This is a genomic window from Pyrinomonas methylaliphatogenes, from assembly GCF_000820845.2.
Lineage (GTDB): Bacteria > Acidobacteriota > Blastocatellia > Pyrinomonadales > Pyrinomonadaceae > Pyrinomonas > Pyrinomonas methylaliphatogenes.
Window position 1 is genome coordinate 204,599 of the sequence record NZ_CBXV010000004.1, and the last position, 12,867, is coordinate 217,465.

The following is a 12,867-nucleotide window of genomic DNA, read 5'->3' on the forward strand; positions in this document are numbered from 1 at the left end:
TAGTATTCAGAAGGAAAATGTGTGGCATTGTTGGCATCGTCGATCCCCGGAAGCGCGCGATAGATGAGCAAACGCTTGCGCGCATGTGCGACGCGATCCGCCATCGCGGCCCGGACGAAGAGGGAAGGTACGTGCGCGAAGGCGTCGGGCTGGCGATGCGTCGGCTTGCCATCATCGATCTCAGAGGCGGACAACAACCGATCCACAACGAGGATCGAACCGTCTGGATCATCTTCAACGGCGAGATCTACAATTATCGCGAACTACGCGCGCATCTCGAAAAGCTGGGCCACCGATTTTATACCAACAGCGATACGGAGGCGATCGTTCACGCATATGAGCAATACGGCGCGGATTGCCCGAAGCATCTGCGTGGAATGTTCGCCTTCGCCATCTGGGATGAGAACAAGCAAGAGCTTCTTCTCGCGCGCGATCGCGTCGGCAAAAAGCCTCTCCTCTACGCGCAGGTCGGCGGCAAGCTGATCTTCGCTTCCGAATTCAAGGCGCTCCTGCTGCACCCGGAGATCAGCCGGGATATCAACTTCGAAGCGATCCATCACTATCTCTCGTTCATGTGCGTGCCTGCGCCGTTGACGGCTTACCGCGCGATCAAAAAGCTCGAACCGGCGCACACTTTGCGCTTCACGCGCGATGGCGAAGTAAAGCTCGAGCGCTATTGGCAACCGGATTTCGCGAAGAAACAGAAGATCACAGAAGAAGAGGCGGGCGAACGCGCCATCGAGATCTTGCGCGAAGCCGTTCGCGTGCGACTAATCTCCGAAGTGCCGCTCGGCGCTTTTCTTTCGGGCGGCATAGATTCGAGCGCCGTCGTCGCCCTGATGAGCGAAGAAGCGAGCGAGCCGGTGAAGACCTTCTCCATCGGGTTCGAAGAGCAGGATTTCAGCGAGCTGGAGCATGCGCGGCGCGTCGCCCGACATGTTGGAGCGGACCACCATGAATTCGTCGTGCGACCGGACGCTCTGGAAGTTTTGCCGACTTTGATCGAACACTACGGCGAACCTTACGCCGATTCTTCGGCGATCCCGACCTACTATGTTGCGCGCGAGACGCGGCGCCACGTGACCGTCGCGCTCAACGGCGATGGCGGAGATGAATGTTTCGCCGGTTACGAACGGTATGCCGCCATGCGTCTTGCGGAAGCCTACAGCCGAATTCCGCGGGCCATTCGTCAAGGCATGATCGAGCCCGCAGTGAATCTCTTCCCTGTGCCGGAGAGAAGGCGCAGTCGGGCGCGCGATCTCAAACGCTTTCTCGAAGCCGCTTCCCTGCCGACCGTGGACAGGTACATGCGTTGGGTGAGCGTGTTCGACTCAAAGGCCAAGGAAGCGCTTTACTCTGAAGGGTTCCGTCGCGAAGTCGCCTCTCGGCCTTCGAGCGATTTCATCGCGCCGTGGTTTCGCCGCGCCAATGGCGCCGGGGTTGTTGACGCTGCTCTCTTCGCTGATACGATGACCTATCTGCCTAATGATCTGCTGGTCAAGGTTGACATTGCGACGATGGCGGTTTCGTTGGAGGCGCGTTCGCCTTTTCTGGACCATCACGTAATCGAATTCGCCGCCAGTTTGCCGGAAGAGTTCAAGCTGCGCCGATTGACGACGAAGTATCTGTTGAAGCGCGTGTTGGGGCGGCTGTTGCCGGAAGAGAATCTCCACCGGCGAAAGATGGGCTTCGGAGTGCCGTTGAGCCATTGGTTCCGCGGACGATTACGCCCGTTCCTCGAATCGACGCTCCTTTGCGAACGGGCGATGCGGCGCGGGTTGTTCAAACCCGAAGCGATCAATCGCCTCGTCACCGAACACGTAAATGGTCAGCGCGACTGGGCGCATCAACTGTGGACGTTGCTGATGCTGGAGTTGTGGTTCGAAAGGTTCATCGATTGAAGTTATGGTGACACTCTGGGATTGGCCGTTCGGTATGAGATGGCTGAAATGGCGATGAAAGCATTCGCGCTTGAGGTTTTGATGAGGCATCACGGTTCCTTTTCAAGTCGTTTCATGAGAGCCAAATCGCCATGGTGAGTCGCGCTTTGGATTGGTTCAAGCAAGCTGAACGTGACCTGGCTCAAGCGGTGGATTCGCAGAACGCTGGCCGTCACGAGTGGGCATGTTTTGCTGCGCAGCAGGCTGCCGAAAAGGCTGTCAAAGCCTTGCACCTTCATCTTGGACAGGAAGCATGGGGACATGTCATTGCGAGGCTGTTGCGTGATCTGCCGGAGACGATTTCCGTTCCGTCGGACTTGATCGAAAAGGGGCGCGTGCTGGATGGCTTCTATATTCCGCCGCGTTACCCGAACAGCCATTCGGAAGGAGCTCCTTTCGAGCATTACGGTTCGTTGCAGAGCGAGGAGGCGATCCGCTATGCCGGTGAGATCGTTGAGTTCGTCCGTCTTCAAATGGCCCGATAAGGCGACCGTCGAGCGGGCGGTGCAATTATGGGCCGAGAAGGTGGCCGCGCAGCGTAAAGACGTTTTGCGCATAGGTTACTTCGGCTCTTACGCTCGCGGCGATTGGGGAGTCGGGAGCGACCTTGATCTGATCATCATCGTGCGAGATTCGCAGCAACCTTTCGAAAGACGGGCTGCGGAATGGGACACGCTTGAACTGCCAGTGCCGGCGGACGTGCTCGTTTATACGGAAGAGGAGTGGCAACGTCTGAAGCAAAGCGGCGGATTCTTCGCTTCCCTTGAGCGCGATGCGGTCTGGTTGTACGCTGCCCCGTGATCGCCGCGCTCATGTTGGCGCGCGGGGCGTTTCTGCCGTAAGATGCGAAATTTCTAACCTTCGATTGAAAGAGTTTCGCTGATTGGAGGAAAGGACGGTGAAAGGAGTGGTTCTTGCGGGCGGATTGGGCACGCGGCTTTATCCGCTCACGAAAGTGACGAACAAGCACTTGTTGCCGGTTTATAATCAGCCGATGATCTATTACCCGATTCAAACGCTCGTCAACGCCGGGATCACAGATATCCTGATCGTGACGGGCGGGAATTCAGCCGGGGATTTTCTCAAGCTGCTCGGCAATGGCAAAGCGTTCGGCCTCAAACATCTCAACTACACTTATCAGGAGGGCGAGGGCGGGATCGCCGATGCGCTTTCGTTGGCGGAAGATTTCGCCGATGGTGATCCCGTTTGTGTCATTTTGGGCGACAACATCATCGAGGGGAATATCTGTCGCGCAGTGCGCGCTTTCCGGCACCAAGGCAGCGGAGCGAAGATCTTGCTCAAAAAGGTGCCCGACCCGCAGCGTTTCGGGGTGCCCGAACTGGATGGGCCGCGCATCGTGCGCATCGAAGAGAAGCCGAAAGAGCCGAAATCGGATTACGCCGTGATCGGCATATACATGTACGACGCCGACGTTTTCAACATCATCAAAACGCTGAAGCCTTCGGCGCGCGGCGAGCTGGAGATCACGGACGTTAACAACATCTACATCGAACGCGGCGAGATGACGTGGGATGAGCTCGAAGGCTGGTGGACTGATGCCGGAACGTTCGATAGCCTGCTGCGCGCATCGAACTTGGTGGCCCAGACCGGAGCGAACAAACTTGATCTGGGCGACAAGGGAGTGAGAAGCGAAAGGGAGGTGACAAGCGGTGTCAAAGCCTGAAGCGGCGCCGTTCAAGCGCGGCATCATTCACGATGTCATCATCCGCGATCTGCGCAAGTTCGTCGATGAACGCGGCTGGTTGGCGGAACTGTTCCGGCACGACGAACTGCCCGCAGAATTTCATCCGCGCATGGCTTACATCTCCGCGACGCAGCCGCACGTGACGCGCGGCCCGCACGAGCATCGCGAGCAGACTGATCTTTTCTGCTTCATCGGGCCGTCGAACTTCAAGCTACGGATGTGGGATAATCGGCAGAGTTCGCCGACCTTCGGCGCGGTGATGACGCTCTTCGTCGGCGAAGATAACCCGAAGGCCGTGCTCATCCCGCCCGGAGTGGTCCATGCCTATCGCAACGTCGGCCACGTTCCGGGCATCGTTATCAATTGTCCGAACAGGCTCTACATGGGCGAAGGACGGCGCGAGCCGGTCGATGAGATCCGCCACGAAGACGACCCGCAGACGATCTTCAGGATGGATGATTGAAATCTTGTTGGGGGCTAATCTCTACCGCTCCCCATCCATCCTTTCCACCAGAAGATGAGGAGCATCAAGCAGGCGATCGCGATCATCACTCCCCAGACGACGAAGTAACCGTATCTGGTGTGAAGCTCTGGCATGTTCTCGAAGTTCATGCCGTAGACTCCGGCGATGAAAGTTAGCGGGAGCATTATCGCGGAGAAGATCGTCAGCACCTTCATGATCTCATTCAGGCGATTCGAGATGACGGAAAGATAAGCATCAAGTGAACCGGTGATGAGATCACGATAGTTCTCCGCTAGATCGGCGATGCGCACCAGGTGATCGTAAATATCGCGGAAGAAGGGGAGAGCTGGACCAGAGATTAGACGGAATTCTCCGTGGCTCATGCGGTAGAGGATGTCGAGTTGCTTCGATGAGATGCGCCGCAGGCGCAGGATGCTGCGTTTGAGGCTCAGTATCTCTTCGAGGATACGGTTGCTCGGTCGCGTGGTTGAAAAGATGTTCTCCTCGAGTTTATTGAGGCGTTCGTCGAAATCATCTAGCGCTGGCAGATATTCGTCAACGATGCGATCGAGGATATGGTGCAGCAAAAATGCCGCGCCGCGCTGGCATGGAACGGGTGTCGAACGCAAGAGTTGTTTGATGTAGTCGATCGCCGGAAACGGCTCGTGATGATAGGTAACGACGAAGTTCGGACCTAAGTAGCCATCGACTTCCACCGTGTTGAAGCGTTCGGGCGTCGTGTTGGTGCGTATGCCGTGAACGATGAAGAAGAGGTAGTCGGGGAACTCTTCGACCTTCGGGTGATGGCGATCCATGCGGCAATCTTCCACCGTCAGCGGATGGAACTTGAAGAGATCGAGCAAAAGGCGATCGTCATCGAGCGTCGGGCGCTCCATGTCGATCCAGATGACGAGCGAGCGATCTTGAAGCAGTGACGGCAGTTGTTCGGCGGTGAAGCCTTCCTCGACGCGCTCAGCGCCGGAACGGTAAACGAAGATCTCCATGCTTGCTCAACCCGGATTGAGAAATCGTCCGAGCGCAGAGAGTTTATCATCGAGCGCAAGGGGGAATGAACCCGCTGGGTTGTCGGACGGATTCCTGGTGGTCAGAGTCGGGGTCTTGTAGGAGCCGTCCCAATGAACCCGCTAGATTGTCGGACGGACTGCACAATGCTACGTCGAAGCCTGCTCTGTTTTGCCGTCCTCTCATCCAAGATAGATCTGCGACTTCATGGCAGCGAAAGAGATCTCTCTATAAGTTTTAGAGTCACCAGCAGCGTCAGGGGATTTAAACGTCGCCGTTGGCAGGTAGGCGGCGTAGTTGCAGAAAGCCTTCCGATACGTCAGATTCTGTCTTCCATTCGACTTTGTGCATTTTGGCTTCGTAACTCGACTCATCGTTGGCCCAGTCCGCGCCGATGACGACGGGCACAGCTTGCGCGCCTGCGCGCCGAAGCGTTTCGGCCCGATTAGCCGCCCTGATCACATCGTAGCCGTTCACGCGGTTGGAAACCTCGGCCACGATGACGGTCTCGCCCTTCCACCAGATCAGATCGGCAAGGAACGGATCGGCCTCGCGTTTCGTCTCCAGTTCTTCCAAAAGGGGCCGAAGTATCTTGGTCAAGCGCTGTTGCACTTGTGGTTGGTCTGGCGGGCCGCCTTGTCCGCCGTTGAAGAGCACCGGTGCTCGGCGAATGACATCGCGTTCGTAACGCTCGCCTTCCCGACGCCCAGCCTCGCCGCGTTGCCAAGTCGCCAGTTCTTGCAGGACGAGCTGCATTTCGCGCATCGTCGCTTCGGTGTGTTGCTGTGCTTCAGCGAGTTTGGCGATCTCCGCCTCAGTCCTTCGTTGCGCTTCGGCTAGCTCAGCGAGCCGTTCGTCAGTTCTTCGTTGCGCTTCGGCTAGTTCAGCGAATCGTTCGTCCGTTCGCCGTTGGAACTCCGCAAGCGCGGCGAAACTTTCATCGGTCCGCTGTTGGAATTCTGCAAGCCGTTCGTCCGTGCGACGTTGAGCTTCGGCTAGTTCAGCGAAACGCTCATCGGTCCGCTGCTGGAACTCTGCAAGCCGCTCGTCCGTGCGACGTTGGGCTTCGGCTAGTTCAGCGAAACGCTCGTCGGTCCGCTGCTGGAACTCTGCAAGCCGTTCGTCAGTTCTTCGTTGCGCTTCGGCCAGTTCAGCAAGCCGCTCGTCCGTGCGAAGTTGGGCTTCAGCTAGTTCAGCGAAACGCTCGTCGGTCCGCTGTTGGAACTCTGCAAGCCGCTCGTCCGTGCGACGTTGAGCTTCGGCTAGTTCAGCGAAACGCTCGTCGGTCCGCTGCTGGAACTCTGCAAGCCGCTCGTCCGTGCGACGTTGGGCTTCAGCTAGTTCAGCGAAACGCTCGTCGGTCCGCTGTTGGAACTCTGCAAGCCGCTCGTCCGTGCGACGTTGGGCTTCGGCAAGCTCGCGGACGGTGATGGCCAGTTCGTCAACCGCTTTCGTTAGCCGGTCGAACCTCTCCGGTAGCGCCAGCAAGCTTTCGGTCAGAAGCTGGCGGCGCACCTCTTCGCGGAAGGCCGCGTCGGTTCTGAGTAGTTCGAGGAACTCTTCTCTGATCATCTCGGCTAGCAACAATTATGCGGCAGGATCTGAAGTCTAGGCAAGATGCTTCTATTCGGAGATGGGTTCTATTTCCTTAGAGTCACGCGCGCCCATCGGCCTTGACGCCATCTCGAAACAATGAGAAAACTTAGGGCTCGGCTTTGTGAAGCGTCGAGAGCTTACATCGAGCTTTATCAAGCGGAACGCCATATTTTCGAGGTAATGAGTGGAAGATGGACGGAGTGAAAGTTTTCGTTGCCGATGATGTGAGCGAAAGCGGGCTCGAGCCGCTACGGGCTGCCGGCTTCCAGATCGAGAAGCGGACCGGTTTGAAAGGCGACGCCCTTTTCGAAGCGGTGCGCGATGCTGACGCGCTCATCGTGCGCAGCGAGACCAAGGTGACGGCTGAGTTGATGGATGCGGCGCGGCGGTTACGCGCGATCGGACGCGCTGGCGTCGGCGTGGACAACATCGACGTGCCAGCCGCGACGGCGCGCGGCATCGTTGTGATGAACGCGCCGGATGGAAATACGATGACGACCGCCGAACACACCTTCGCTTTGCTGCTTGCGCTTGCCAGGCGCATCCCGCAAGCCCATGCGAGCTTGAAGGCCGGTCGGTGGGAGCGGAAGAAATTCGTTGGAACCGAGTTGCGTGGGAAAACGTTAGGTATCATCGGATTGGGGCGCATCGGGCGCGTCGTCGCCAGCCGCGCTCAAGGGTTCGAGATGAAGGTCATCGCGTATGATCCTTTCGTCTCGCCGGAACAGGCGCGCGAACTCGACATCGAGCTTTTGCCGCTCGAAGCGGTCTTCGAGCGCGCCGACTTTCTGACGATTCACACGCCGCTCACGCCCGAAACGCGCGGGTTGATCGGCGCGCAAGCCTTCGCGCGCATGAAGAAAGGCGTGCGTATCATCAACTGCGCGCGCGGCGGACTCATAGATGAGCAGGCGCTGTATGAAGCGATCAGGAGCGGCAAGGTCGCCGGCGCGGCGCTCGACGTCTTCAGCGAGGAGCCGCCGCCGCCGGACCATCCGCTGCTGGCGCTCGAAGAGGTGGTCGTCACGCCACATCTTGGGGCATCGACGCGGGAAGCGCAAGAATCGGTCGCCGTGATCGTCGCCGAGCAGTTGCGCGATTACTTCTTGACCGGCAGCGTGCGCGGCGCAGTCAACATGCCAGCCGTAAGCGCGCAGGAGCTTCATACGTTGCAACCTTACTTGGCCCTAGCCGAAGCGCTCGGGCGATTCCAAGCGCAACTGACCGATGAACCAGTGCGAGAGGTGCGCCTCGAATACGCGGGAGAGGTGGCTGAGTTGAACACGGGAGCTGTGACGCGAGCTTTCTTGGCCGGCTTGTTGCGCAACGTTAGCGCCCGCGTCAACGTCGTCAACTCTTTGCTCATCGCCGAGGAGCGCGGCATCGCCGTGACAACGTCGCAACGAAGAAGCGCAGCGGAAGATCTGCCGGCCCTGCGCGCCAGCGTCGTTACGGTCAGCGGCGGACATGCGGTCGCCGCCGATCTCTTCGGGCCGCGCAATGAAGGACGGATCACGGAGATCGACGGTTTCCGGATCGAAGTCATCCCCGCCGGGCACATGCTCGTTCTGCATAATCGCGATGTGCCAGGCGTGATCGGCAAGGTCGGAACGTGTTTGGGCGCTAGGCAGATCAACATCAGCCGCTTCCATCTCGGGCGTCGCGAGCGTGGCGGCGAGGCGATGGCTGTCATCGAGACTGATGGACCGGTAAGCGATGAGACTTTGAACGCTCTGCGAGCTATCGACGAGGTCATCTCGGTTCGTTATATCGAACTAGATTCTTGATCGAAAATATCGACGGGCGGGCTCGGCGTCGAATCCGCCCGTCATATGCTGAGAGGCAGCGCGACCCGATGAGCGATTGGGAGAGAGTTGAGGATTCGCTCCTCGTCTTGGATCGTGTGACAAAGCGGTTCGACGGTTTCACCGCGGTGGACCAGCTAAGCTTGACCGTGTGCCCCGGACGAATCTTCGGCTTGCTCGGTCCGAACGGCGCGGGCAAGACGACGACGATCCGCATGATCGTCAACATCATCGCGCCCGATGAAGGACAGGTCATCTTCAAGGGGCGACGGATGACTCCCGAATTGCAAGACCGCATCGGATATTTGCCCGAGGAGCGCGGTCTTTACAAGAAGATGCGCGTCGGCGATCAACTCCGCTTCTTCGGTGAGCTGAAGGGGATGACGCGGCAGGCTGCCGAGAAGGCGGCTGGGGCGTGGCTCGAAAGATTGCAGCTCAGCGAGTGGAGGAACAGGCGGGCCGATGAGCTCTCCAAAGGCATGCAGCAGAAGGTCCAATTCATCGCGACCGTGATGCATGAGCCGGAACTGATCATTCTCGACGAGGTCTTCTCCGGCCTCGATCCGGTCAACGCCGAACTGCTGAAAGAGATCATCTTGGAATTCAAAGCCAAGGGGCGCGCGATCATCTTCTCGACGCATTTGCTCGAGCAGGCCGAATCGCTCTGCGATGATATCTGTCTGATCAACCGCTCGCGTAAGGTCCTCGAAGGCGAGCTGCGTGAAGTCAAGCGGATGTTCCGTCAGAATTCGATCGCACTGCGTGCCGAAGGGGCCGGACCTGCGCTCGAAGATCGTGAACTAGTCGCGCGCGTCATCCCGCGGAACGAGCATCTGGAGGTCGTCCTTCAGGAAGGCGCCAGCCCACAGGAGTTGCTGCGCCGTCTGGTCCAGTCGGGCGCGATCATCACCAAGTTCGAGCAGATCGAACCGAGCCTGCGGGAGATCTTTATCGCGAAGGTGAGTGGCGTATGAGGGGAAAGCTGGGGCCGATCATCCGGCGTGAGTATCTGGAGCGCGTGCGGAACAAGCTCTTCATCTTCATGACCTTCATCGGACCACTGCTGCTGATCGGGTTCGCGCTCGTGCCGGCCTTCATCTTCAAATTGGATGCGGGCGAGGCGAAGCGCGTCGTCGTGGTAGATGAGACAGGGAAGCTGTTTGCGCGCGTGCGCGATGAGTTGGAACATGGCAGAAGAGACGAAACGCGCGATGATGCGTTGCATCAGGAGCCGCGGAACGTCATGCGTTATCGAGTGATCGATGCCGGGGCGCTTCCGCCAGATGAAGCGCGGCGCGAACTGAATGAGCGCGTGCGGAAAGGCGAAGTGGATTTCTATGTCGTCCTGCCGAAAGATATCCTCACGAATGGGCGCGCTGAAATCTACGGGCGAAACCTGAGCGATGTTTTCTCCGTCGAGGATATTCAAAGGGCGCTCAACGATGCCGTCATTGCCCAACGCATGCTCGATGCGCGAATAGATCCGCAGCTCATCACCCGTTTGTCCGATCGCGTGCATTTGAACGTCACGCGCGTGAGCGAACGAGGCGAAGAGACTGATTCGGGAATCGGATTCTTCGTCGCTTTCATCACGGGATTCTTGATCTATATGACGATCATCCTACACGGGCAGGCGGTCCTTTCGGCAGTCGTCGAGGAGAAGACGACGCGCATCGTCGAAGTGCTCCTCTCTTCCGTTCGCGCGTTCGATCTGATGATGGGGAAACTTATCGGCGTCTCGCTCGTCGCGCTGACGCAATATGCCGTGTGGGGATTGGCTTTGCTCCTCTTCTCGCTCTATGGCGTGGGCGCGCTGGCGGCGAGCGGCATCAGATTCAAGCTCCCGTCGATCGCCCCATCGGTTGTGATCTACTTCTTCCTCTTCTTCATCGTCGGGTTCTTCATCTATGCGACGCTTTACGCTCTGATCGGCGCGATGGTGACGACGACGCAGGAGGGCGGACAGATCGCGATGCCGGTCGTCTTTCTTCTTATCATCGGATTCTATTTGGTCTTCCCCATCATGCGCAGCCCGAACTCCACTTTCGCTACACTGATCTCGCTGGTCCCGTTCTTTTCGCCGATACTCATGCCGGTCCGTTTGGTGACGGAAGCGCCGCCGGCGTGGGAAACGCTCCTTTCGCTCCTTTTGAGCGGGGCGTGCGCCGTCGGATTGGTGTGGGTGGCAGCGCGCGTTTACCGCGTTGGCATCTTGATGTACGGGAAGCGCGCGACCATTCCGGAAGTGTGGCGTTGGATACGGCAACCTTAAGAATGAAGCTCGATTCGAATCGGTGGTCCTAGAGGTCGATCTAACGGGACACGAAAGTTAGAACATGGGCATCGAGATCGAGAAAAAGTATCGCTTGACGCGAGAGGAGGCGGTTGCGCTCGAGAGGGAGTTGGAAAGATCGGGCGCGCGGTTCATCGGCGAGGAGTTCGAAGAGAATACGATCTATGCGGGCGGTGCGCTCGACCCTCAGCGACAGGTGCTGCGCGTGCGCCGAACGGCGAGCGGGACGACGCTCGCTTACAAAGAGCGAGCGCTAACGAATGGCGCGATCAAACACCAGCGCGAAGAAGAGACGCGCATCGAGAGTGACGAAGCCATCGCCGCCATCCTCTGCGCACTAGGCTTTCATCCTGCGCTCGTTTACGAGAAAAAGCGGAGAAAGTGGCGCTTCGCGGAGGCCGAGGTTGTCATCGATGAATTGCCGTTCGGCATTTATGCCGAAATAGAGGGTGATGCTGAAGGTATTGATCGGATTGAGAGGGAATTGGGTCTGGAGAGCGCCGAGATCGAACATGACACCTACCCGCAGCTTGCTGCGCGTCATGGCGTGAAGCGAGACAACTCGATCGAGGCGCGATTCGTCAATCAAAGCAAAAGCAATTGAGTCTTCCGAGAAGTCGGCTCGTTCAAAGCTCGCCTGTCAAAGACATGGCGAAAACAAGTCCCTGGTTTTAGCTGTGGGGAGCTGACCGAAGTCTTCTACAAAGCAGAGAAGCTATTCGATGTTGCGCCGGGACAGTTTCAGCCTACACCAAAGATGTAGAGGTCCAATCGTGCGCTTGCGCGCAAAACGCGCGGGCAAAGTAGGCTCGCGCGAGAAGGAAACAGCGCTTGCGCTCGCCAGCGTCAGATTCGTCTAAAGACCATGTTCGAAAACTTCGTCAAGCGACGGGACGCATCGGTGCGCGCGTCGAGGATGCAGATGGACCGCCGCCCTGCTCGCAGCAGTGGGAGTTGATGCGCAGCGGCGCGCCGAGTCGCTGACGCTTGCCTAATGGGGACGATTCGTGCCAGCCTCAGTTCGTTGGCCTCATATCCATTGCACAGGCGCGTTCACGGGTTCAGGCTGAGCGTGGTTTGAAACATGCTCGTTCCATCGAGAAGCTTTTGTTCGGAAGAACAAGTGATGAGCCGTGCCTGCAATGGAGCGATTTTCGGTGAAAACCAGGCTATGTTAAAATTGAAAAGTTTTTGTCATTCGCTGAAAGCATGGGGAATGGCTTGGAGGAAGTCATGAAGGAGAAGGGGGATTTGAGGAAGCTAGCTTTGAAACACGAACGTGCTTTGAATACGTTCTTGCGCGAAGCGTGGGGCCAGATTCCCGAGGAACGCGAAACGAAACTCAAAAGCCTGAAGGCGTGGGGATTCGATCTGTTGACCGGGTTGCGCGACGGTAGAGACTCGATCTTCGTCGCCGAAGCCGGCCAACATAAGGTCGGGGAGACGTACGAGGAAGAAGGCGAACGTTTCGAGGTGCGAAGAGTCATCGAGGACTTGAAGGGGGCGAAGCTGCGGATTCGCGTCGAGTTGGAAGACCGCCGCGGTGTGATCCGCGCCTATCATCGCTCGGCGGAAGGCGACGATACCCTGCTCTTCACGCTGCCAGCAGGCGAACTGCTGCTCGCTTATTTCCGCAAGCGCGGTTTCGGCAAATTGGTCGAAGCTTTCCATTCGAGCGGCCTGACCACGGAGTTCATTCAGTCGCGCGGGCAAGAAGGGCGTGCTTATGCGTTCGATGATCTGCCGGCGAAGTGGCGGAGAGCGCTGAAAGAAGCGCAAAACATGTTGCATGACCGCGTCGGTGTCGGGCGGTTCTCCCTAGTCTATTTTGGGCCGAACAAGGATGGAGATGATCGCTACATCGTTACATGGCTGTTGCCGACTATTCATCTATTCGACCTCGACGTCGCTGAGCATTTGGAGAAACTTCTTGCGGCGTTGGACTGAATGGCGATGAGGTCGCAACGGAGCTGAAAATCGAGAAGGCGGGTGGATACTCAGACTTATCTACCCGCCCTCTCGTTTGATCTAGTTCGAAGGCC

General features: G+C 58.0%; 12 protein-coding genes. 10 read left to right on the forward strand and 2 right to left on the reverse strand.

Annotation, left to right across the window (positions count from 1 at the left end; all coding sequences use genetic code 11):
* Positions 1 to 17: 17 nt before the first annotated feature.
* The 5 genes from asnB to PYK22_RS05490 all read left to right on the forward strand — a co-directional run bounded on the left by asnB (position 18) and on the right by PYK22_RS05490 (position 4,108).
* Positions 18 to 1,901, forward strand: a complete 1,884-nt coding sequence (gene asnB / locus PYK22_RS05470) for an asparagine synthase (glutamine-hydrolyzing) (protein WP_041975150.1) — start codon at positions 18 to 20, stop codon at positions 1,899 to 1,901.
* Positions 1,902 to 2,032: 131 nt separating this feature from the next.
* On the forward strand, positions 2,033 to 2,425 hold the full coding sequence (locus tag PYK22_RS05475; RefSeq protein ID WP_173568267.1) for a HEPN domain-containing protein: 393 nt from the start codon (positions 2,033 to 2,035) through the stop codon (positions 2,423 to 2,425).
* Positions 2,379 to 2,741 carry a nucleotidyltransferase domain-containing protein gene (locus PYK22_RS05480; RefSeq protein ID WP_041975151.1) on the forward strand — a complete coding sequence of 121 codons (363 nt, stop codon included), beginning with the start codon at positions 2,379 to 2,381 and terminating at the stop codon, positions 2,739 to 2,741. The genes PYK22_RS05475 and PYK22_RS05480 overlap by 47 nt, the downstream gene beginning before the upstream one ends.
* Positions 2,742 to 2,838: 97 nt before the next feature.
* A complete protein-coding gene (locus PYK22_RS05485) occupies positions 2,839 to 3,624 on the forward strand; it encodes a sugar phosphate nucleotidyltransferase (RefSeq protein ID WP_041975557.1) in 786 nt (261 codons plus the stop codon).
* Positions 3,611 to 4,108: a dTDP-4-dehydrorhamnose 3,5-epimerase family protein gene (locus tag PYK22_RS05490; RefSeq protein WP_041975152.1), complete on the forward strand. Its 498-nt coding sequence runs from the start codon at positions 3,611 to 3,613 to the stop codon at positions 4,106 to 4,108. Before PYK22_RS05485 ends, PYK22_RS05490 begins: the two co-directional genes overlap by 14 nt.
* A 14-nt stretch (positions 4,109 to 4,122) precedes the next feature.
* Here PYK22_RS05490 and corA read toward each other — a convergent pair whose 3' ends face one another.
* Together corA and PYK22_RS05500 are read right to left on the reverse strand one after the other, a co-directional pair.
* Positions 4,123 to 5,112, reverse strand: coding sequence for a magnesium/cobalt transporter CorA (gene corA, locus PYK22_RS05495; RefSeq protein ID WP_041975153.1), 990 nt, complete (start codon positions 5,110 to 5,112; stop codon positions 4,123 to 4,125).
* A 283-nt stretch (positions 5,113 to 5,395) separates the two neighbouring features.
* Entirely contained in the window at positions 5,396 to 6,703 is a 1,308-nt protein-coding gene (locus PYK22_RS05500; protein ID WP_175577164.1) for a coiled-coil domain-containing protein, read from the reverse strand.
* 215 nt (positions 6,704 to 6,918) lie between these two features.
* On the opposite strand from PYK22_RS05500, the gene serA reads away from it, so the two are divergent.
* The 5 genes from serA (at position 6,919) to PYK22_RS05525 (ending at position 12,772) form a co-directional block, all read left to right on the forward strand.
* Positions 6,919 to 8,514: a phosphoglycerate dehydrogenase gene (gene serA / locus PYK22_RS05505; protein ID WP_041975154.1), complete on the forward strand. Its 1,596-nt coding sequence runs from the start codon at positions 6,919 to 6,921 to the stop codon at positions 8,512 to 8,514.
* A gap of 68 nt (positions 8,515 to 8,582) precedes the next feature.
* Positions 8,583 to 9,506 carry an ABC transporter ATP-binding protein gene (locus tag PYK22_RS05510; protein ID WP_041975561.1) on the forward strand — a complete coding sequence of 308 codons (924 nt, stop codon included), beginning with the start codon at positions 8,583 to 8,585 and terminating at the stop codon, positions 9,504 to 9,506.
* On the forward strand, positions 9,503 to 10,804 hold the full coding sequence (locus PYK22_RS05515; RefSeq protein WP_041975155.1) for an ABC transporter permease: 1,302 nt from the start codon (positions 9,503 to 9,505) through the stop codon (positions 10,802 to 10,804). Before PYK22_RS05510 ends, PYK22_RS05515 begins: the two co-directional genes overlap by 4 nt.
* Positions 10,805 to 10,868: 64 nt before the next feature.
* Entirely contained in the window at positions 10,869 to 11,429 is a 561-nt protein-coding gene (cyaB, locus tag PYK22_RS16440) for a class IV adenylate cyclase (protein ID WP_060635370.1), read from the forward strand.
* 629 nt (positions 11,430 to 12,058) lie between these two features.
* Complete coding sequence (locus tag PYK22_RS05525) at positions 12,059 to 12,772, forward strand: TIGR00703 family protein (RefSeq protein ID WP_041975566.1); 714 nt, start codon at positions 12,059 to 12,061, stop codon at positions 12,770 to 12,772.
* Positions 12,773 to 12,867: the final 95 nt, after the last annotated feature.

Coding starts and splice junctions, on each gene's coding strand:
- asnB (WP_041975150.1), top strand. CDS start 18: ATGTGTGGCATTGTTGGCATCGTCGATCCCCGGAAGCGCGCGATAGAT.
- PYK22_RS05475 (WP_173568267.1), top strand. CDS start 2,033: ATGGTGAGTCGCGCTTTGGATTGGTTCAAGCAAGCTGAACGTGACCTG.
- PYK22_RS05480 (WP_041975151.1), top strand. CDS start 2,379: ATGCCGGTGAGATCGTTGAGTTCGTCCGTCTTCAAATGGCCCGATAAG.
- corA (WP_041975153.1), bottom strand. CDS start 5,112: ATGGAGATCTTCGTTTACCGTTCCGGCGCTGAGCGCGTCGAGGAAGGC.
- PYK22_RS05500 (WP_175577164.1), bottom strand. CDS start 6,703: ATGATCAGAGAAGAGTTCCTCGAACTACTCAGAACCGACGCGGCCTTC.
- serA (WP_041975154.1), top strand. CDS start 6,919: ATGGACGGAGTGAAAGTTTTCGTTGCCGATGATGTGAGCGAAAGCGGG.
- PYK22_RS05510 (WP_041975561.1), top strand. CDS start 8,583: ATGAGCGATTGGGAGAGAGTTGAGGATTCGCTCCTCGTCTTGGATCGT.
- PYK22_RS05515 (WP_041975155.1), top strand. CDS start 9,503: ATGAGGGGAAAGCTGGGGCCGATCATCCGGCGTGAGTATCTGGAGCGC.
- cyaB (WP_060635370.1), top strand. CDS start 10,869: ATGGGCATCGAGATCGAGAAAAAGTATCGCTTGACGCGAGAGGAGGCG.
- PYK22_RS05525 (WP_041975566.1), top strand. CDS start 12,059: ATGAAGGAGAAGGGGGATTTGAGGAAGCTAGCTTTGAAACACGAACGT.